Here is a 22,104-nt window from a genome sequence, read left to right as displayed (position 1 = left end):
AGCATTCTCGAATACTGATAAAGGAAGCTCGCTAGAACAAAAGATACTGTAATAACGCTAATATCCAATTTTGACAATCTAAAACCTGGATTAAATTGCATCATTCTTCTAACGTTAGTGTTGGTGTCAAAAATGTTGCAGCCAAAGGTGAGCATTGTGGTGTAATAAGTGTGGCGTAATAAGAGTCGTGCGTAATAGAAGACTGCACGATTCTAGGTTGACTCGTTAGCATTTATACTTTGAATTCAACTGGGTATTTTGATTTAAAGTCTTTTTTTCGCATGATTGTCATAGCGATAACACTACTTTCCTGTTTACCTTGTGTACCTGACTTTTTAGATATTGCATAAGGCTGATTTTAATTCTTTTAAAATCAGCCTCTATCAGACAGGGCTTTTAGTTTCTATATAAAGATTTTGACCTGCAAAAATTAACGGATGATGTAGGCGGCCCCTGATTGAAAAGCTGAAGTGTCTTCATTCTCAGCGCCGACAATTAAATCTTCACCATCGAAAATTAATGACGAACCAAATGCATCTTCTAAATTAGTATTCGTCGCTTTCACATACAATTGATGTGTCCAAGTGTTATTTTCTTTTTCAAATACGTATACGGCGCCGGAGTCATTAATACCTAGGCTGTCATCATCGTCACTAATTCTCATGGAGGAACCATCTTCCATTGGAGCACTCACCGCGAGCATACTCGCTGACAGAGCCACCTGAGAACCAAAAGCCATACCATTTGAGCGCTGTGTCGCCTTAATAAACACATCCTCAATCCAATTTTCCCCTTGGCTCTGACGAGTGAAGACATAAGCCGCACCAGAATCAGGGGCACCAGTGTCGTTAGCAGCGTTGCCAACGCCCACATTGCCACTATCATCTCCTGGTACGCCAACAGCGATACGGTTTCGTAAAACCGCCAACGAAGCGCCAAAATTATCATCAGCGCTACGCACACTTGGCGTTATTTGTTTCTCCTGAGACCACATATTCGAACTATTGCGTTCATACACATAAACCGCCCCGGCATTATTTAAGCTATTGGTGGTATCTGTCTCGTTGGGCGCGCTAGCAACAAATTCAGGATTCGCCTGATCTACATTTAACTGCACCACTTGACCAAAGCGCCCACCATTGGCACGTAATGTTTGTTCTAATGACCATGAACCTGAGTCCGGTATATAAACATAAACGGCACCTACGCCAGAGTCCGTCGCAGGTGCGCCAACAACAAGAAAGTCGTCGTCAAGATCCAGCGAGAAACCAAACTCGCCGCCAGAAGGAGCAGTGATAGTTTCATCGAAACTCCAACTACCACCTGATCGCGTATAGAAATGAACGGCACCACTTGAACTACTGGTTCCTGGCGCACCTACCGCCAGCACATCGCCGTTGAGCGCAAGACTAGTGCCAAACAAATCGCCATTGGCTGGGCCGTCAAGCTGTGATTGCAAGGCCCAGGTATCGCCTGTGCGGAAATAAACAAAGACAGCACCGGCGTTATCACCTGCTGATCCACCTCTCGCTCGCCCTGTGGCGGCAATGGCTAAGGTATTGCCATCAAAGGCTAATACATCACCAAATTTATCGCCCGTGACCAGAGTTGAATCTTTTGGCAGCATGGCAACGGTGAGGTCGCTCTTGGCACCTCGGGTAACAGCGGTTGTATAGCTGCGCATAGTTGTGCCATCACTGGCGGTCACTTTGACTTCAAGATCACTCGCCTGCCCTGCTGATAGGGCCACACCTGAACTTGCTCTGCCATTAGCCAGTGCTTGGCTACCGAGAGTAGCCGTTGCCAGCTCATCCGACTTAGTCACGGTCACCACAGTTTCATTGACAAAATAATTAGGAGCCATGGTGTAGCTTGTTGTATCACGATTAAAGTCAAGGCCTACATACTCCACTTTCAAAGCACTGAGAGATGCATCGCTGCTGGACTCCTGTACGCGAGTAATCACGATAGTGTATGTCTCGGTCAGTTCATTTTCAGCAATCACTTCTATCTCAAAGGTATTGCGGCCAAAGGCCAATGGGCGGGTAACCGTAGTATCTGCAGGAAAGTCCTCACCATTAAGGCGCATTGTCGCCTTATCATCATCAGGCGTTGCGTTAAATGTAATGGAGTCAACACTCATCGCCACTCTTGCCGTGTAATCCAGTTGATCTCGCCGAAAAGCAGGGTCTAAGGTAACGCCATCACTCAAGACCAAGCGTTCTAGGTCTGTGTCACCTGAACGCCCAAAGCCAGCATTACAGCCACTAAGAAAAATACCGATTAGTACAAACAATACTAGACCTTTGGCAGAAGAGCATTTGCCAAATAAAGATGATGCAATACAACGAAACATGAGAATCTTTCCGTATCAGAATAGGTAGAATTAGGCCACAGCATACCTTGAAAGGGCGAGACAAAATGAGAAATAACTAAGGAAACGCGCGCGGCGGTTAATTGTTAGCGCGCTAAGCGCTTTAAACAAATAGAAACACCTAGGGAAGCAGTGCTTTGGCTGGCCCTTAGCTAACAACGGATAAATAACTCCAGCCCTGCTGATACCTACTGCTTATTTTTTCCACACTAAGCGCTTCGTCAAATACAAAACCTTGTGCTTGATGAATCCCCAATTGCTTTAACATCACCAGCTCATGCTGGTTTTCAACGCCCTCCGCGACAATATTGAGGTTCATACTTTTTGCCACTTCGACAATAGCCCCAACCACCTTCTGATGTTCATCAAAATGATCGATTCCACTAATAAAAAAACGATCGACCTTTAAGCTACTTAATGGGAAACGAGAAAGGTAGGCGAGGTTGGAATACCCTGTACCAAAGTTATCAATACTGACGCTCACCCCTTGCTCTTTAATAAGCTTTAAGTTGGTAATAATATTTTCGGAATTCTCCATTACCACGCTTTCTGTTAGCTCAAGTTCTAATAACTCACCTGGGAGTTGATATTTTTTAAGTGCTTGGGTGATATGTTCGCACATTTGCTTGTGATGAACTTGTGCGGCCGAAGTATTAATCGAAACAGGTACGGCCATACCCTTGTCGCGCCAGTGAGCTAATGTTTTGATAACCTCGTCAATTACCCAATTACCCAACTTTAAAATAAAGCCTGAGCGCTCGGCACGGGGTATAAACTCGGAAGGTAACACAATGCTACCACCGACCTTGTCTCGCCAACGAATCAGCGCTTCTAAACCAACCACGGAGCCGCTCTCAAGATCTACTTTAGGCTGATACAACACCTCAAATTCACGATTTTCAAGAGCTTCTTCAATACGTACATCGATAGTCATCTTTTTCAATGAACGATCAGCAATGTGCCGAGAAAAAACTGCCGCTTGATTTTTTCCCATTTGCTTCGCGTGATACATAGCCAAATCTGCTTTTTGCACGAGCGACCAACACTCATTACCATCCTCAGGATAACTAGCAACGCCTAAACTCATCGTCGCCTCAAAAGATAAATCATCCACTTGAATAGGCTGACTCAAGGTCGATCGAACACGCTCCACCATGGCTTTGGATTGTTCTAAACTTGTGTGAGGCAAAACTATCACAAATTCATCACCGCCAATTCGGGCAATAACATCCTCTTCACGTACAGCGTGACGCAATCGATCAGCTAATTCCACCAACACACAATCACCTACATTGTGGCCAACCGTATCATTAATAATTTTAAAATTATCTAAATCAATAAATATCACAACCAGCCGGTCATCAACATCATTGTGATGCGTTAGGCATTTGTTAAGTTTAAATTCTAACTGCAGACGGTTAGGAAGATTAGTGAGAGCATCATGATGTGCCAAATACTGCATTTTATTTTCGGCACTTTTGCGCCGATTAATATCTCTACCGGCACCCGCCGTGCCCACTACCTCACCTTTCAAACCGAATAAGGGAACTTTAATAATCTCGAACCAGCACTCCTTGCCATCTGGGGTAACGATCAATTCCTCGCGATGCAATACTTCGCCTGAAGTCATAACTTTTTTATCATCGTCAGTATAGCGTTTTGCCATTTCCGCTTTGGCAATATCCCAGTCACTTTTACCGAGAAGCTCCTTAACAGGCAGGCCCAACAGTTTTGTGAACTCTTTATTTACCATAAGCAAACGCGAGTCGCGATCTTTAATCCAAGCGATATCGGGGACACTGTCGATCAGAGACTTAATATGACCACGCTCAATTTCAAGCTCGTTAACCTTATTGCGCAGCCGTAAAAGATGATAAGTCAGTCCGATAACAATAAGTAACAGCGCAAACATTGTAACGACGAGCAATTCCATAAATTTCTAACAATCCCTTTTAATCTTATTATTAATATTCATCATAATTGTAGGGACACTTCTGGCCCTGAAACGATTATACGAAAAATATACCACAATTAACAAAGCAGTCATTTCCATAATTTTCTCTACCTCCTTACAGTGGGTAAAGGTTCACAAAAATATAAAGGGTGCCTCATACATGGAAGGTTCCTAAAACCTTATGAGCTTTAAATGATGATTTCATAGAGCAAATAGGTCGTAATAAGCGTTAGATGTTTTCGCAATAACCATATATCATTAATAACATATCTCTTTCTTACCTTTTTACCCCTGCATAAAAAAAAAGGTGTTGAGATAGGCCCAATTAATAGTATTTATTAATCGTTAGAGTATACGTATGTCCGAGCGAGCCTCAGAGGCGATAACAACTGCGGCCAGCCACTCTCCTAAGGAGAGTGAACATTATGATGTTGTCGTGGTTAATTCGGGCCTACAAGGCGTTAGTATAGCCTGTGAAGCAGCTAGCCGAAATTTAAAGACGCTGCTTGTATCAAATTGTATCGGTGAATCATCGTACCCCACGGGTATATATGGTGATGGACTCAATAATCTTAAAAACTTTCATCTCGCAAGTCTTATCTCAAACTTTGAAGAACTCGCTAATATGTATAAACGTACCCCCCATTTGGTACGCCCTATACACACCTACGTAGTGGGGGCACAAGCAACCCCTTCTCTTCATTGGCGTTCAATGATGAAATTTTATAATTGGCTACAACGGAAAAAAATTCCCTCAATAGCCTCCGAGGAACAGAACTCAAACGCAGATCAAGCCCCGGTCAATGAGCTCATTAAAATAACCACAAAAGAATTCAGTATAAACTTCAATCGAATTGAAATCGCATATATGCAGCAATTACAAGCATTAGGCGGCGATATATTACAAGATCATCAGCTACTAGAAGCACAGCGACAAGACAAACAGTGGCGCTTGGTGATCAGTAAGAAAAAACAAAACAATTGTCTAAATATTTCTAGTAGTATTCTCATTAACTGCAATGGCTGTCATACCGACGACTTACTTAAACAAACACTTGCTGTAAAAACAAGGAGCGCCACTAATCATCAACGTGTATCGGCACTAATATTTATTCGACATCAATCAAAATGGAATAGTGCTGTTGCTTTACAGCAAGCTAAGCAAGCCTTTGTTTACGCCTATCCTATCAGCGCGCAACACATATGCGTGGGGCCTGTTAGCGCCGAACACGACAGCTCTGAAGCGAAAGAAAAAGCCTTAGCGATATTTATATCCCTGTGGAACCAGCACTTTAACCTGCCCCTAAATAGGGATGACATTATCCACTCTCAATGGACATCACAAGCCGTGCTCGATGACCCAAGCTGCCGTTCATCTTATGTCAGGCCTGAGTGTTATCTCGATTTAAACAACCCAGGTAACCTTGCCCCCTTATTGAATGTATTCGGTGCTAACATGATCCAACACAGGCATCTAGCCCAGCAAGCGCTCGATATACTGATACCTTTTACCCAGGCACAGGCTGATGCCCAATTCATTAATACCCCACTACCAGGAGGGGATTTTGAACAACAACCTTTAGCGCAACTATTAGCGCAATTTTACCAACGCTACAGTACCCTACCCAAAGAGCTTATCACTCGTCTGTTCTACACCTACGGCACAAATTTATTAAAAATCCTCGGCAATAGTCAGGAAATAGAGGATCTCGGCTACAATTTTGGCCACCATCTATATGAAGCCGAAGTTCGCTATTTATTAGAATATGAGTGGGCGAGAAACCACTATGATATTTTATGGCGACATACTTTTCTTGGTCTTAGCTTTGATAAGGATCAACAAGAAACGCTAAACAGATATCTATCATCTATTTAAAAAAATAAACGCTATATAGCTCTAAAAAAGCGTCACCAAAGACACTAGTTGGAGAAAGATTAATAGGCTAAAATTGTTGTTTTTCAAAAATTCACTTATCATAAGGACTTAATATTAAATGGAAAAAATCCTGAGAAAAGTCACGTTCTCCATCACAACTTCTCTACTCCTCATAATCTCAAATATCTCCCTTGCTATTCAATCAAACAACCTAATCCCTATTGCGGGAAAATGGAATGGTGAGCCCAACACTTCATTTATTGAGCCTGATCATATTGGTCTATGGAACCCACTAGAAAGGTTAGGTAAACTTGACGGCAATCGAGATGGTCAAATAGATAACATTACCGTATCGGCGGGTAATCATGGCGATCAGTTTTTATCAGGAATTTGGAAAAAAGATAGCTACGGAAACGGTATTGCAGGCTTCGCTTTATATCGGCCACATACGCGCTTTTTTTATTTTTACGAAAAATTAAACAGTCAAATAATTTATCATCAAAGAGAAGCTGGAAATATTGGCGATATACCGTTAGTTGGCGATTGGGATGGCGACGGAATCGATGGCTTCGCAACTTATCGACCGACAACTCGAACAATAAGTTTTTATCAATCTATCGATTCGTCAGAACCTTTTTATTCAAGAGATTACGGAAATGTCAACGATATTCCACTTGTAGGCGACTGGAATGGTGATAGTAAAGATAGTATCGCCATTTACAATCCGCAGACTAGGCAATTCTCTTTTTATCAAGAGCTTAATACCGCTCCCTTTGTGTCACACGACTTTGGTGATTCTGGCGATATTCCAATTGTTGGAGACTGGGATGGCGATGGTAAAGATGGTATTGGTGTGTTTCGCATTACCAATGCAGGAAGCAAAGAGTTCTGGCTAAAAGACCTATTCAATAAAGAAGCAATTTCATATGTTGTATGGATAGATGGAGAATTTCATGATGCATCTTTAGGTATTCAAAAGTTCTATCAAGAAAATGTTCCTCATTTTGACCGCGAGGGAAATTTGCTCACAAAATTTGATACTAATAGGTCGTTTATTCCGAGAGGAATCTACAACGCCGACCCAGATAGGTTTGAGGAGCTAGATAACGCAGGATTTAACTTAGCTATGATTTGGCCAACGTATTATCCATTGAAAGATTCTCAATTAAATTCGTTAGACAATTTACCAAACTTTAAGGTTATTCATTATTTTAAGGAGTTTTCTAGCGCACCATTAGTCGGAAAATTCCATAACGGTAGTGATAGCTTTGGTGCATCTTCAGGCAATAATTTGGCATTAGATCTAGATGGAGATAAAAAGCCAGACTTTGTCAATGTTATAGGAGATAATAGTGATAGATATTTGTTTGGTGACTGGAATAATAATGGCCACGACGGCCTAGCTATCTACAAACCCGATCAACGGCAATTTTGGTTCTATCATGATATTCTCGGCAATGAGACGATTACAGTAAACAACGTGGCTTCTGCCTTAGATGAGGATCTGCCAATAGTTGGTGATTGGGATGGGGACGGACGAGAAAGCTTTGCGCTTTACCGTCCAAGTACAAGAGAAATTCGCTTTTATCAAAACCTCAATGCTTCTATGCCATTCAGGATAACAACCTTTGGTAACCCTGGTGATATCATTGTAGCTGGTAATTGGGATGGGCAAGGTGCAGATGGAATCGCCACCTATCGTCCTTCAACTCGTCGATTCTGGTTATACCAGGATATTTACTCCGAGCCATTCACATCTATTGACTTAGGTAATCACGGCGATTTGCCTATTGCCGGCGACTGGAATGGGGATGGTACAGATAACATAGGCGTTTATCGTTTTGTTGATCGCGGTGTACAGCATGAATTTTGGACATTAAATAACACTGGTAATAATCAGCAGCTCAGCGTATACCGCTTTAAGAATCCAATGATCAATCTTCCAGAAAGCACAAAAAATAGGGTATTTGGTTTTTACACCGCTGACGAGCCAATAAATTATAGTGTTGGCCCGCAACAAACACTTAATGACTTAACATCAATTTACGACGCATACTCAGATATAAATTCACAGGTATTTTTTCACGTAAATGTGCCATTTGTACCACAAGACAGTGACCCTGCCATAGAAAACAGCTGGAAGGCTTTTGCAAAGTTAGGAGAAATTACAGCACATGATGCTTACCCTAAGCGCAATACTCGACAGGATATGTGTGAGGGAGGAGCGGTACCTCTTACTAGCTTAGAAGAGATTGCCAATACTGTTAGTCAGGCCAGAATAGAAACACGAGAAGCTAAACCAAATTGGTTTGTTTATCAAACGTTCGATAGCCAAGATAGCTGTGGTAACTTTGATTTTGATGCTCCGACTGAAGAAGAATTAAGAGCCATGGTGTATACCAGTATTGTACATGGTGCTACAGGCCTACTATCATTCTTATATCACAGTCCGCAAATCAATAGTGAATTAACAGGCATTGCTCCAGACCAAGGTTTAACGCATTTATGGCAAGCCTCAAAAGTTCTGAATACTGAAATAGAAAGCTTGAAGGAGATAATTCTATCACCGACATCTAATAAAAATTACTCTATTAAGTTGATGAGTCAAAACCACACGGCAAACGGAGAACTTCCTATCAGAAGCTTGCTGAAAAGACATGTTGACGGCACACATACACTTATTACTGTGAATATTACTAATAAAGCACATACTGCTATTTTCCAGCTGGAACCTATTTTGCTACCGGGACAGAAAGTAAAGGAAGGAGTATTATCTGGCACAGAAATACCTACTGTTGCGTCTGGTTTTGCCGCTAGGTACGAACCTTTTGATGTAAAAATTTATCGAATATCCGCAACAAATTAGCCATCAAGCGAAAGTATTTTTCAGGACTTTGAAATAGAGTTTAAAGTTAAGCGCTAATTATTAGAGTTCCAGGGGGGTATGCTCTTATTCATAGAGATACCCCTTAAGACTCAAAGAACCCACACAAATGCTATTTTTATAGCGCCATTAAGCTGTCCACTTCATCCCATACCGGGTTGCCGTATAGCGGCACGGTCGATAAAGAATGTTCGTAGTTGCCGTCAATTTCTGTGGTGGAATAGGAAAGATATAACAAGGTCTTAGAATTTTTATCGAATATTCGACGAATTTTCATTGCTTTAAGAAAGATTGATTTAGACTTCTTAAAAACAATCTCTCCATGGTCACTCAGATCAATACTCTGCATATGTTCGATATTAATAGGCCCCGTTTGACGGCAGGATATAGACGAATTGCTGGGATCGACAAAATCGAAGTTACCTTTAACATGGGCAATATAGCAGGTAACGCCAGGAATTTTAGGGTCGACCATTTTTTCTATTTTAATATCTCTCGATGTGAGAACACCTAAAGAAACATCACCCACTTGATTTTCACGGTCAGTAAGAAAATACATAGCAGTAAATATCAGCGCTACTACAATCGCAACAATAACTAACACTTGAATGACACGTCGAAAAAAATTTTTTAACATCCTTCCACCATTTGAATATGAAACAAGCGATCACCCGGCTCGCGGCCAATCAATAATTGTAAACCATCATGCAACTTAATTTGAGAGCCAATGGGCAACGGCTCTTTAGTTGTCGCATCGATAAGGCCATGCATACGTTCATTAACAAGATACCATTGATTTTGGTGCAATACGAAATAACCTTGACGATGTTTATTCACAGGCTTTAACCGTTCATTAGGCTGGATTAAACGATTAGTGTGCCATGGGAATAGAGACTGATTGGAATACACCATTAAACGGTGATTATCCGAGCTAAAACTTCCTTCGCCACGCTCAGAATATAAATTAATAACGGGCAACAAACCTTGGTAAGGTGTGCTACAAAATGGACATTTGGGTGATGTGCTGTTGTCGAAGACAAACCATTTTTGCTGGCAACGTTGATTTTGGCAAGGTTGTACCAAGTCGATCGTTTTAATTAACGCCGATTCCCATTCATCCGCCGTAGGGCGCTTTTTCGGCTCGTGTAGACCTTCGATAAAAGCGCGCTCAAATAACTGGCTTAGGTAAGGCCCGGTAATCGTATAGGGAAGTTTTTGTGTATCTTTCCATGGTAATTCACTGGGCTTGGCTTTATCCACATCGATGACATTTTCTTTATTAGATGGATGTTCGACAAACAAAGCTTTCTCCCCCATCAGTAAAGTTTCATCTCTTTGTGGGTCAAGATCGTGTACTTTATCACCTCTTAACGGGTGTCTGAGCAATAAGTAATTATATATTAGGACAGACAACGCGTGCCTATCGGTATTAATATTAGGCAGCGCTCGTTTTGGATCATCTTTGGCTAAATGTGCACTGGCCACAACCTCTGGTGCAATAAAGTCCGGTGTTCCCACGACATCTGGTGGATATTTCCCCGGCACCACTAAACCATCAATATCAATAATAGTCGCATGGCCTGTCACAGGAGAAACAATAACATTTTTGTAACTTAGATCTGAGTGCGCGAGGCCTGCTGCATGTAGACGACGCACCGCACGAGCAATCATTAAACTGATACGCAAATAACTTAGCCAGTCGCCTTTTTCCCTCTCGTCTAGAAAACGATTCTGATTATTCGCAGAAGCAAACCACTTACCTTGTTTTTCTTTACCTTTAATTTTAAGAAAATCGTCATTAACCGAGCCATGCTGGAAAAAAAAGTGAGAACGATATACTGGCATCACAACACCCACTAAGCCATTATATTTGACTATTTTTTCAGGCCAGCAAAATAAATTCTTCCAATATTCGCCCTGCTCAGTTGCAAAAATCTTTTCACGGTATGGGCCTGTAATCATTTCTAAACGTTGATAACTGGCGTCATCTAAGGCTTCGCGATAAAAAGCAACAACGTAATTTTTGCACGGGCTAAAGTAGACATCTTTCATGGTGCCCGAACCAATGACTTTATCATCGACAAATTCTACATCGCTGCCATCGAGGGCTGTAAGTTTACATACAGACATTATGCTTCCTTTGTTTCTTTTTATCTCCTAAAAAAAGCGTCCTGCTTTTTTTAGGAGGTCGCCATTAAAATGCTCAACGCAAAAGTGGGATTTTGCTGGCATTTTAATGGCTCGCATTGGCCAAAAGGGCCAATGAGCAAGCCTTCCTGGCTTGCTGTGCTTTTTATTTCTTAACTATTTTAGCCAGTTGTTTTGGACAACAAATAGCGATGGAACGGTCATCGTGGTTGCCGGCAGACCAGAAGCCCATCCAGTCAAGTAATTTTTCTTTTCCTTCATCGCGATCTTGATTGACGATAGCAGGTTCTATTTCTTGCCATAACGTGTCCCACTTCGCCACTTCATTCATTTCTTTTTCTGTGTCAAACCAAGGATCGGTAATGCCGTCAGTAGCGAGAATCAAAGCTGTTATGGAATCTACTTTTCGCAAAGAAATGCGCTGGTAAACACTGTGGTCTTCAAACATTTTGCCATCGAGAAAGCGTGTTTGGCCTGCAAACTCTCCTGAGTCAGGATTGCCAAGTAATTCAATACTTTTATTTTTGTTGTACACCGCTACAGCGCCATCGCCAACCCAAAAAGATAAGATTAAATGTCCATCATCGACAGGCTTATGTGCGGCAAGCAGTAAGGTGGTAGAAAAGTCTTTAAAACGATCTCCTTGCTCTTCATCGATTTCGTTTTGAATGGCCAGTGCTGCATCATAGACAGCCTTAACAATAGTCTGTCTATATACTTCTTGTAGTTGTCGTTTGTGTTCTTCGCTAGCATCTTTTTGATAGGCACTATAGGCACTTTCTAGAGACTCACCAAAATGACCATTTAGGGTATCTTGTAATGTTCGCGTGGATTTAATAGTCGCTACCTCAGCCCCTCTGCGAGAATACTTACATGACCCAGCGCCATCGGCGACACACAAAACGCTCCATTCAGATGAGGGCTTACAAGCGAGTCTAAAATCGTCATCTCGATGAATACCTTTGTGCGCATGGGAGCGGCCACGTATACTAGCTCCCATCAATAGCAGATCTTCATTTTCTGCCACATCAGCATGTGTGTCAGGCTTATGAAATCTCGCAGATTCATCGGAGGGTAAGTTTTTCCATAGCGATCTAGGATCTGGATTAACGGTTATTTTGAGTAGCCCTTGAACTCTTCTTTTTTCTCCGTTAGGTAATAGCAGGAATGCGTATAAAGTAAGCTCGTAGTCTCCGGCTTTTTCAATACTACCTGTAATAGAAAAGTTATCGAGATCTACCACCAAGCCCTCTATTAACGAAATATCACTGTTATTACATAGCTCGAGGCTGCCATCGACACTATCGAGCAACAGAATTTTTTCATTAAACGCTTTACCGGCAGTCAAGTTCGGCACTCGCATTTTAATTGTCATAACGTGCATATTTTGTTTTTTAGAGGTTGACGTAACTCTGTAGTGTTTTGCTTTCAGCTTAGCCAGAGGGTCTCGCTTAATTAAATTCACTGGATATGTTTGCAAAGCATTTGCCATCTCTTGTTCAAGTCGATAAGCACAATGCTGAATGTTATTATTTTTTAATAATTGGCTTATGGCACGATCCGCCATAGGTGTGTCCACGTCGTAACCCGACTCTTGCATTATTGCGCGCACTATTTTTTTTAAATCAGGCATTATCCTTGTCCACGGTTAACATCAAAATTGCCGCCGCCACCACTCATATCAAACTGGAGTGATTTTGAGCACCAAGGGCAAGTCGCTAAGCCAGTACTATCTAAACACAGCAAGCGCTGGCATTCACAGATAGCAAAACTGGTGGGGTTGCCACATTGAGGACAGGGGGGAACACCATCGAGCGCTGAAGTATTAACACTTTCTTGCGTGGTTGTTTCCGAACTCCACTCAAAGTAGCCTTCATCTAAAGCAAAAGCACCTTCTAAACCAAAGTGCTGAGTTTTTATAAAACTAATACCGTCTGTTTTACTACGCGCATATTTAAGAAGGTAAGGTTTTTTATTCTTCGAACATTTACCAGTAAGTACGACGAAGTCAGGATCTGTGACAGCAAAGGTATCCACATTATCAACTACAGTCATACCTGAACTTTCTGCTTTTTCAAGGGAGACACCGCCGGTTTTACCTTCCACTTCAACTTTTTGACTTTGCGCTCTTACTGAAGCACTGACCCACTCAATAAACTTGCGGAAGTCTTCTTCCGTCGAATTCTCCAAAGCCAAAACATTTTCAGTAAGCTGCCCTAGCACTTGCATATCCGCATTCGTACCTAGAGTAATTGCCACCATAGAAGCGCGAGAGGCAAACTCAGTTCGCCATCGTTGGACAGCCTTACTAGGGTTATCGGTAGGTTTGCCATCGGTAATTAAAAATACCACAGGCTCCCAATCACCACGCTTTTCATAGGTGGTTTTCTCTACTTTCGTTTCGATTTGTTCCATTAATACATCGAGAGCTTCACCCAGAGCCGTGCCCCCGCCAACAGGCATTTTCGGCGGGTAAAAACTTACCAAATCAATTAAGGGTGTAATCGCTTTGGCTTTGCCGGCAAAGGCAATTAAACTGATAAAAACGGTTTCTAGAGAATGAGGGTCTTGTCTTAGGGTCGAAACAATTTGCTCTATTCCCTGTTCCATTCGACGAAGGGGTTCGCCAATCATTGATTCGGAGACGTCTAATACAAAAAAAATTGGTAAACGACGCATACTCACCTCCTATTGTTGAGTATTTATCTGCTGAAGTCTTACTCGCATTGGTATTAGCCTGGAATGCATGTAAAACGGAAATAGAGAGAACATATCATTATCAGACCGTCGGAGGCAGGACGCCGACGCAGAGCGTACAAGGACGTATTTACAACGTGTCTGGTAATGATGTGTACTCTTTTCATATATCCTGCCAGTAAATAGCTACCGGGCTAATCGCTAACTTTACTTATAGTACAATCTGAACTTCGGGTGGTGGAGGCGGTAACTTATTATCCATACCACCGTCGACACCTGCGCTCATTGAACCTGCGGTAATAGAGTCGCTGACCCACTTGAAAAATTGCGCAAAGGCCGAGCTGTCCATACTATCGAGCACAACAACCGTTTCAGTTATTTGTTTTAAATAGTCTGTGTTGGCTTTAGGTCCAGCGGCACAGGCAATAATCTCAGCAAAATTACATTCTTTCAGTTTAGGAATTGCGTCGTTAAATGCCATTAAGTCCGAAGGTGAACCATCGGTCATAATAAACAACATGGGACGAAAATCCCCTTTCACATCTTCTGATGATTTGACAACGTTGTGTTTCACTTTGTCGATCAAAAACTCCAAGCCTTCCCCCAAATGGGTGGCTCCTGAGCGAGGCAGTTCAATATCACTAATTTGCGCCTCTTCTAAAGGCGTCAATGGCATTAACTCTTTAATTTCACGATCGAATGTTATTAGTGAGATGTGCACAGATTCAAGTGCATAGGGATCTTGTCGCAGGGCCGAGAGCATCGAGCTGATGCCGACATTAACGGCATGAATCGGCTCTCCGTGCATCGAGCCGGAACTGTCTATAAGTAGATAAACGGGTAATCGTCTGCTCATGTTAAACTCCTGTGTGGAAAACATAAGGTCATGTCATTAGGTTGACGCGCTCACCCCGTTTTCCACATTAATCAAAAAAGTAACTTATAAATAACTAGAAGAAACGGTTTGTAATGTTTGTTCTAGTTTGCGATCGCTAGTGGTTTCGCCAAATGCAGTAAACTTCCATTTGCCATCTTTCTTGTACAGTTTGCCCATCACCATAGACACGGCACCGGCGAATTTAGGATCGTTGGCGATATCAAAAGTGGCGAAGATACTGTCGACTCGTGAGGGTGTGCCTTCGTATAAACGAATAGAAGCGAAGGGAATATCTTTAAAATCCTGCCCTTGGAATGAGTTCAGCACGAACACAATTTGCTCTGCGTTAGCAGGAACTTTGGTTAAGTCCACCACGATAACTTCGTTATCTAAACCATCATCGCCGTCCATATCGCCGGTTAAGTCATCTCCTGAATGAGCAATACCTTGGCCGTTCAAATTCCCAAAATAGATAACATCAATAGGCTGTTTGTTACCATCGAAACATGCACAGCTCGCATCTAAGTCAACGGCCACTTTTTTGGTTCCACCGAAAAAACCTTTTTTCTCGATCGCTCCCCAGTTAACGCCAACACACATTTTATTGATTTGCCCACCATCTTTTTCTAAGCTAATGCGCTGTCCTTTTTGTAGTGAAATTGCCATAGTTGTCTCTCCATCCTGCTGTTAATGTTAAGTAAAATAGACGTAGTTAAAAATTAAAATATCGTATCGTCATTCTTCATCAATTGTATTTTTTTGCCAACCGGCTAGCTCTCTTTGCCCATCCCTTATGACAGGTAGTTTCCATCATTTGACCATTAGTGCTAAAAACTGCACGTGACCTTGCATCCAAAACTTTCTCTACTTGATCGCAGTGTTGTTCGGTAAATTCTAAAAAAGCATTTTCAATAATCCCTATCTGTCTAGGGTGAATGGCGGTTTTGGCATAAAAGCCATAAGCGATGTCCATCTCCACCTCTTTTTTCAACGTATCGGCATCATCGATAATATCGAATACAGGAGAGGACAATTCATAGCCTTCGGGTCTAAAAGTAATAATAAGCTGATCAATCACTGTACGCAAAGGTGTCTCGTAAATTGTCATTCCACGCATACGTTTGATCCCCAAAAGACTCATAAGATCATTGCCACCAATGCGCAAGCATATTGCGCTGTCGCCCCATGACTTAAGTATACGGGAAAGTTTTTGCATGGCATTTTTGTCAAATGCCTGGGCAGTTTCTAAGGTAGGCATATAAGAAAAACGTTCACCGCAGCGCTCTTCAATAACTTTTTTATAAAGGTGCGCGGTATTGAGATCAAACTTTGGTAAAACAAAACCATCGACCTGCTCAATATTTTCGTAACACAATATTTCTGAAAGCACGAGAGGATTGCGTGGGCGGATAAATTTTTTTACCTTAGAAAATTGTCTGGGGTTATCAGCACATGTTTTAAGAGATTGCTTTAAGTTGTTAAGTGCAATCGAGAGCTCATCTTCTCGTACAGCGTCTTCTAAACAAAAAACTCTTGAGCGCACATTGCTCGGACCTTCTTCGAGCAAGGAAGACAATTTGCCATGGGTGCATGGCGTATATAGTGTAGCACCAAGATCGTAGTAGCTAGTATATTCTCGCATGCACTTAACCCTTATTATTGTTAGCTACATCTTTCACAAGAGAACAGGCGCCAAATGGCATATCTGGCACTTCAATCACATCCACAGACTTTTCAAGTGCTAGGCGTTCCAAATGAAGAGTGCCATCGTCACCCCGGCGACGAATAAGCAGTTTATCCGGAACCCGCCTCAATAACACCCTCGTCGCCTCTGCGATACCTGGCTTAATGCGATTGATGTCAGTTATACCATAACTTACTTGGATAGATCTAAGGAAGTCTTCCGTTCTTTCACGTCGTTTTATTTTTGACTCACTGACGACCTCTGTCCGTACACTTTTTTGCATTTCGCCAAAAACTTCATCCACAAACCAGCGCGATAGATCATGCTCGGCCAAATGCTGATAGCGAACACAGCCGTGAAAATCGTTGGGCCCTATCTGTTCATTGAGAATTGAGCGAGAAATCAAGCCAGAAACTGTAGAGTTCATTAACGCGCTGGGGATTGTATAATCGTCGAAAGTCGCTTGTACATCCGCCGTTCCCCCAATATCCGACACCACAAATAACTGTGGTGAGATGTTAGTATTACGCGCTGCGTTGTATCCTTCGATCGCTTGATGAAGCTCGCGAGTAATCACCCCTTTGGCTGTCCAACCGTCTACAAAAACGATACTCTCAGGCGTATGTCCACTCGCCAAAACATAATCAAGAGCCACATTATCAATGCCTCTATCACGCACAATGGATATGGAGTAATGAGTCGACTTACGTTGAAAATATTGGCTGATTGCACGCTGTAACAACACGCCTATTGGCGTTCCCGCTCTCGCTAAAGATAAAACCGTAACTTCTTCCGTTCTGGCTTCACATATTAAACTGGCAAGAGTCATGATCTCTCTTGCCAAACGGGATTTATACTTAGCAGTCATTTGATAAAACAGCTGGGTGTATTCTTTAGTCGGTGGTGATTCTTTATGAATCATTTGCGAGTAATGCATTTGGCCGGACTGAATCAATTTTTCTTTATTATCGATAGTTTGATAATCGGCCTTAATTGGTTTGAGCAAGAAAAGACAGTCGTCAGCATCATAGCTGCCCTTAAGAGGTGTATTAAAAATAGCAGTATGGAGAGTCACAGATCTATCTTCCACCATCATTACAATTTATCTCGCACAATTTGGCTGTTAGTCGGCATCATGGAAAACTGACATGCATGCATGAAATCCAGATCGGATATGCTGTCACCTATACCAATAATAAGATCATTATCGTCTAACTGCATCTGCTTTTTGAGATATTCCACCGCTCGCTTCTTCCTCGCATAGGGTGGCATCAGTGCGTGATTACGACCATTTTCATGGCGATAAAAGTGATGATCTAAGGAATGGTTTTGCCGAATAGCTGCCAGCGCTTTTGATTCGCCTTTAACTGATATATACGCAGGAATATCCTGATCGACAATAACACGTGATCTGGCATCAAGTCGTAATGAACTAATGATAGTATTAATTTCTTGGTTAGCCTTTGCAAGTAACTCCGGCCAATGAGATAGTTCGCGATCAATTTCGCCCAGCCAGTTCTGGCAAAGTTTTCCATCTCTTGTTAGCACTACAGCACCATGAGATACCACACGATAACTATTAAAATCATGGTGCACACGATTGAGAGCATCTGTATTGCGCCCAGTTACAGGGATAACGGTAGCATTTGCGCTAGCAAACATAGCCAATAAAGCTTTTTGACTCTGGGTAAAAAATGATAAAGGCTTACCTGTACGATCGGTAGCGCCAAGAAAGGTTTGGGCATTTGACGGAAGCTTGCCCTCTGTTTGGATTAAACTATCATCTAAATCGGTAAAGATGACAATTTTAGAACTGCTTGTATCCGATTGTCGTAACGTTTTTTGTAACAGCGACATATAAAACTCCAGCAATACCTCACCCAACACATAGTGTTTCGGTTTGTTTGTTTACTCCCTGTTATAGAGAATTTATTCCATTACTAGCAGCCATTTCATAACAACTACACTTGCTAATACTGTATTAGAAATAATCTCAACGCGCTCTTTTACTTCCCATAAAAGCTCCGCTCCATCATTTCTTTTTGCCTTGTTTCGCCTGCGTTTGCAAATTACGAAACAGCTTCTAGAGCTAGGTAATGTCAATACCGTCACCACGTAGCAAACCGTTGACTCGTCGAAGAGCATCGGTTTCACATAAAATTATTGGTGTTCTATCAGCAGGAAGATTATAAATATAATGCATTTTGTCCCCACCGGCAGAAAAGCTCGTCTTACGTTCGATAGCGTCACCTTTTAAGATGGGTGAACGTGTGGTGGATTGAAACACAATATCTGCAGTTTTTTCCAAATGTTCAGCCACCAAAAATGGATAATATAAATGTTCGCCTGTACCGACCACGACAGCAGGTTTTTGCAAGGGTAAAAAACTCTCACTAATCTGCCCACATCTGTAGGGCATTTTTAAACCCGTTCGCCCTAAATCATCCCGTGACTCTTCTTCACACAGATCACGGTCGACACTTTCAGGCAGCTGGGCAGAAAATGCAGGATCCGGTTCAAAGCTAAATTGTCCTTTGATAATTTGCACAAACTCAACACTGGCAGGTAATTGCTCATAAGCTTTTTGTGCAGAGGAATCCAGCCAGCTCACCAGTGTGACAATAATCACTTTTTTAATACTGGGGATTTTTCTAAGTACACCTTTGGCGAGTTGCAAAAGTGTCTTACCGGTAGTCATTTCGTCATCCACAAGCACTAAGCATTGACTCTTACTAATGCCATCATAAATTGTTTGGTTAGGATGATAAAGAATATGATCAACTGCGTGGGAGTGGCTCTCGCACAGTGAAAACCATTGTTGATGATCCGCCAGAACATGACGAGTTGTATGTTGATAATATACATTTAACTGAGGGTTTTGCTGCGCGAGACTGTCGGCAAAACCAGCGCCTAAGCCAGTAGCTGTCTCAGCCATACCAATCACGTAGATATTGCTAGCATTAATATTATCGCCATCGCCGACAATATCTCCCTGCTGGCAGCAGCGAGCAGCAAGTTCATCGTAAACCTTGCGCATGACAGAGGGCTTTACCGGCACATGCTTGCCCAAAACTTTACTGACAAATAAAAAACCACGTTTTTGATTTTCTCGGCTAGCCAAACCAATTAACTCATCAAAACGTTCTTGCCCTTGGCTTAGATGCAAAGTCAGCTTTCCTGCTTGAATATGTTTTATCACTATGGGCAATTCGCTCTCTTTTTCCTCATTTTCACTCTCCATTATCGATCCTAATTTCTATTTTCATACTACTCCATTCTTCCCTTTCAGTTTCAATGGACGAACACAATTGAGGAATATTTCTCGTCTGAAACATTAATGTTTTAGCAGTCGCGCTATTAGTTAGTACTATCTAACACGCACTAATTGATAAGTGCGATTCAATATTGATATACACTTAAGCTTAGCCGTGTGCATCTTGTATCTAAAAACAGCTAAACGAACAAACTAAAAACATTAGCTATAGAGCGCTTTACAATTAGCTCATAAAGCACTCTATATCAAGCACTTCTAGGGCCTGTTGATAAGCCCTAATGTTTTAGCCGATGTTAATACCAAAGCCTTGTGCCATAGCTTTAAGACCACCTTCATAGCCCTGACCCACAGCCTTAAACTTCCATTCGCCATTGTTACGATAGATCTCACCAAAAATCATAGCGGTCTCAATTGAGTAGTCTTCAGACAGATCGTAACGAGCAACTTCTTGGTTACTTTCATCGTTAACAACGCGGATAAAAGCGTTAGAAACTTGACCAAAATTTTGCTTTCTAGACTCAGCGTCATGGATAGTAACAGTAACAGAAATCCTATCGACATCAGCGGGCACTTTGCTCAAGTCAACTTTAACTGCCTCATCATCACCATCGCCTTCACCGGTGCGATTGTCACCTTGGTGTACAACTGAACCACAACCCGAAGAAAGGTTGTTGTAGAAAATAAAGTCGCTGTCGCCGCGCACCTTGCCATCGTTTTTCAATAGAAAGACGCTAGCATCCAAATCGAATTCTGCGCCATCTGTTGCACGCTCATCCCATCCAAGTCCGACTAAAATTTTAGTCATACCTGGTGCGGCTTTCTCCAAGCTTACGTTGCCACCTTTTTGCAATGATACACTCATTTTTTTATTCCTTACGTTTTGGGTTAAATTAACAATTTAGAGCCTGTTGACAGGCGCATGGCAATAAGCGCTTTAACAAGCACTTAGACCAGAGACAAAATCATCACTGCGAGTAGTAAAAAACCAATACTACTTATTTCTATGACAACCTTGACCAAAATTAATCAATTTTATGCTAACGAATACTCGCAAGCGTTATTAGTTCATTAATGTTGTTTAACTTGTACTTATTAGTATTTACTTATGGTACATAACATTATGTACAGAGCCTGTTCATACTAAGATTATCGACAAGCATTAACAACGGTAAGCAGATACTCGCCCGTGAGTAACAGCATAACTCTCAGCAGCAAGAGACATCATCGGAATATCGACAGGTAAATTACCATAAGCTGCGCCAATAGAAGGCCGCAGTTGCTCATCATCGATAACTTTTTGTATCCGCTTTACTTTTTCTTCACGCATACACTCTGCACCAAACTCACCTGTATAGATGTTTCCATTTTTATTAAGTTCAGTGCCGATTACCTTAGCGATAGGCCATTGCCATGTATCGACAATACTTTTCACAAAAGGAGTAGGCGTTGCCGTAACAATCCATATGGTATATCCCTGCTCATGCAATTTATGCAGACGCTCCACCACATTATCTAACGGGTTTAGCCTAGCAGCTGCAACACGCCCAGCTGACGTCAATTGCTCTTCTTTAACATTGACTAAGCAGCGCTTATATAAACGCCGCTTAATCGAAAATTTAATCCCCTGCGAATACGTCTTTGCACGAAAAAATAATGGCAAGACATCGGGAAATAAAAAGCGTTTTTTGGTGACTTCTTTGAATAGCACACCCAGAGAATTCTCACGGATGAGCGTTTCATCAAAATCAAATAATGCAAGTTTCATTAAATTTTTAGCTTAGCTCAAATTCTGCAGGATCAAGACCGAGCTCACGTGCGATCTTGGCAGCTACAGCACGCTCATCAGCGTCAAAATCGCCATCTGCTGCACCGATGGCACACACCATACGCAATACCAACCTTGCCTGCTCTTCTTTGCCCTTGATTTTACCAATGGCAGACATAGCTTTAGCACTGCCAATATCCATATCCATCTCTAAGGTGTCGATATAGTTCTTCCATGTTTTTACGACCTCGGACGTATCATAAATAGATAAGGCCTCGTGGTTTTCTATAAATGCCATCATTTTAACTTTCTCTTGGGCATCCACTTTGCCGTCAGCCATGATAACTAGCGCACTTCCACCAAGAGCTGCATTTAAAAACTCTTTAGATTTATACTTAAGCGCTTCATTTTTTAGATCATTTAGCTTATTACGTGCTTCGCGTAAGAAATTTGATAACATTTTAATTTTCCTTTTTGATACAGGTTGATTCAACATTAGCACTATATTATTTATATAGGACTATATCTCACATTTAAAACCTTAGAACGCTCTATTTTTTACCATGGCTTG

17 protein-coding genes are annotated in these 22,104 nt (G+C 41.8%); 2 read left to right on the top strand and 15 right to left on the bottom strand.

From position 1 onward, the window contains the following. Positions 1-430: 430 nt before the first annotated feature. Together BVC89_RS10115 and BVC89_RS10110 are read right to left on the bottom strand one after the other, a co-directional pair. Positions 431-2,356 carry a cadherin-like beta sandwich domain-containing protein gene (locus BVC89_RS10115; protein WP_086931079.1) on the bottom strand — a complete coding sequence of 642 codons (1,926 nt, stop codon included), beginning with the start codon at positions 2,354-2,356 and terminating at the stop codon, positions 431-433. 166 nt (positions 2,357-2,522) lie between these two features. After that, positions 2,523-4,307: a putative bifunctional diguanylate cyclase/phosphodiesterase gene (locus BVC89_RS10110; RefSeq protein WP_086931078.1), complete on the bottom strand. Its 1,785-nt coding sequence runs from the start codon at positions 4,305-4,307 to the stop codon at positions 2,523-2,525. 379 nt (positions 4,308-4,686) lie between these two features. Between BVC89_RS10110 and BVC89_RS10105 the strand changes: the two genes are divergently transcribed. Both BVC89_RS10105 and BVC89_RS10100 read left to right on the top strand, forming a co-directional pair. After that, on the top strand, positions 4,687-6,204 hold the full coding sequence (locus BVC89_RS10105) for an FAD-dependent oxidoreductase (RefSeq protein WP_086931077.1): 1,518 nt from the start codon (positions 4,687-4,689) through the stop codon (positions 6,202-6,204). A gap of 118 nt (positions 6,205-6,322) precedes the next feature. Next, positions 6,323-9,070 carry a hypothetical protein gene (locus BVC89_RS10100; RefSeq protein WP_086931076.1) on the top strand — a complete coding sequence of 916 codons (2,748 nt, stop codon included), beginning with the start codon at positions 6,323-6,325 and terminating at the stop codon, positions 9,068-9,070. 136 nt (positions 9,071-9,206) lie between these two features. On the opposite strand, the gene BVC89_RS10095 is transcribed toward BVC89_RS10100, so the two are convergent. The 13 genes from BVC89_RS10095 to BVC89_RS10035 all read right to left on the bottom strand — a co-directional run bounded on the left by BVC89_RS10095 (position 9,207) and on the right by BVC89_RS10035 (position 21,993). After that, positions 9,207-9,725 (bottom strand): CreA family protein, encoded by a 519-nt coding sequence (locus tag BVC89_RS10095; RefSeq protein ID WP_086931075.1) that lies wholly within the window; start codon positions 9,723-9,725, stop codon positions 9,207-9,209. Further along, a complete protein-coding gene (locus BVC89_RS10090; protein ID WP_086931074.1) occupies positions 9,719-11,218 on the bottom strand; it encodes a helix-hairpin-helix domain-containing protein in 1,500 nt (499 codons plus the stop codon). Before BVC89_RS10090 ends, BVC89_RS10095 begins: the two co-directional genes overlap by 7 nt. A 163-nt stretch (positions 11,219-11,381) precedes the next feature. Further along, positions 11,382-12,869, bottom strand: coding sequence for a PP2C family serine/threonine-protein phosphatase (locus BVC89_RS10085; protein WP_086931073.1), 1,488 nt, complete (start codon positions 12,867-12,869; stop codon positions 11,382-11,384). Next, on the bottom strand, positions 12,869-13,915 hold the full coding sequence (locus tag BVC89_RS10080; RefSeq protein ID WP_086931072.1) for a TerY-C metal binding domain-containing protein: 1,047 nt from the start codon (positions 13,913-13,915) through the stop codon (positions 12,869-12,871). Before BVC89_RS10080 ends, BVC89_RS10085 begins: the two co-directional genes overlap by 1 nt. Before the next feature lie 229 nt (positions 13,916-14,144). Continuing rightward, on the bottom strand, positions 14,145-14,789 hold the full coding sequence (locus BVC89_RS10075; RefSeq protein ID WP_086931071.1) for a vWA domain-containing protein: 645 nt from the start codon (positions 14,787-14,789) through the stop codon (positions 14,145-14,147). Positions 14,790-14,873: 84 nt separating this feature from the next. Next, positions 14,874-15,476: a TerD family protein gene (locus BVC89_RS10070; protein ID WP_086931070.1), complete on the bottom strand. Its 603-nt coding sequence runs from the start codon at positions 15,474-15,476 to the stop codon at positions 14,874-14,876. A gap of 79 nt (positions 15,477-15,555) precedes the next feature. Beyond that, positions 15,556-16,452 carry an HpcH/HpaI aldolase/citrate lyase family protein gene (locus BVC89_RS10065; protein ID WP_086931069.1) on the bottom strand — a complete coding sequence of 299 codons (897 nt, stop codon included), beginning with the start codon at positions 16,450-16,452 and terminating at the stop codon, positions 15,556-15,558. Between the two features lie 4 nt (positions 16,453-16,456). Then, positions 16,457-17,590: a cysteine protease StiP family protein gene (locus BVC89_RS10060; protein ID WP_216825126.1), complete on the bottom strand. Its 1,134-nt coding sequence runs from the start codon at positions 17,588-17,590 to the stop codon at positions 16,457-16,459. Next, on the bottom strand, positions 17,590-18,351 hold the full coding sequence (locus tag BVC89_RS10055) for an HAD family hydrolase (protein WP_086931068.1): 762 nt from the start codon (positions 18,349-18,351) through the stop codon (positions 17,590-17,592). The genes BVC89_RS10060 and BVC89_RS10055 overlap by 1 nt, the downstream gene beginning before the upstream one ends. Before the next feature lie 232 nt (positions 18,352-18,583). Beyond that, the gene (locus tag BVC89_RS10050; RefSeq protein ID WP_086931067.1) at positions 18,584-19,735 is read right to left on the bottom strand and encodes a phosphoribosyltransferase domain-containing protein; all 1,152 of its coding nucleotides are present in this window, start codon (positions 19,733-19,735) and stop codon (positions 18,584-18,586) included. Positions 19,736-20,051: 316 nt separating this feature from the next. Then, on the bottom strand, positions 20,052-20,630 hold the full coding sequence (locus tag BVC89_RS10045; protein ID WP_086931066.1) for a TerD family protein: 579 nt from the start codon (positions 20,628-20,630) through the stop codon (positions 20,052-20,054). 297 nt (positions 20,631-20,927) lie between these two features. Beyond that, positions 20,928-21,533, bottom strand: a complete 606-nt coding sequence (locus BVC89_RS10040; protein ID WP_086931065.1) for an HAD-IB family phosphatase — start codon at positions 21,531-21,533, stop codon at positions 20,928-20,930. A gap of 7 nt (positions 21,534-21,540) precedes the next feature. After that, positions 21,541-21,993, bottom strand: a complete 453-nt coding sequence (locus BVC89_RS10035) for a tellurite resistance TerB family protein (protein ID WP_086931064.1) — start codon at positions 21,991-21,993, stop codon at positions 21,541-21,543. Positions 21,994-22,104: the final 111 nt, after the last annotated feature.

This window comes from Agarilytica rhodophyticola (assembly GCF_002157225.2).
GTDB lineage: Bacteria > Pseudomonadota > Gammaproteobacteria > Pseudomonadales > Cellvibrionaceae > Agarilytica > Agarilytica rhodophyticola.
The sequence above is the reverse complement of the archived record's forward strand: the minus strand, read 5'-3'. Positions and strand labels throughout refer to the sequence as shown.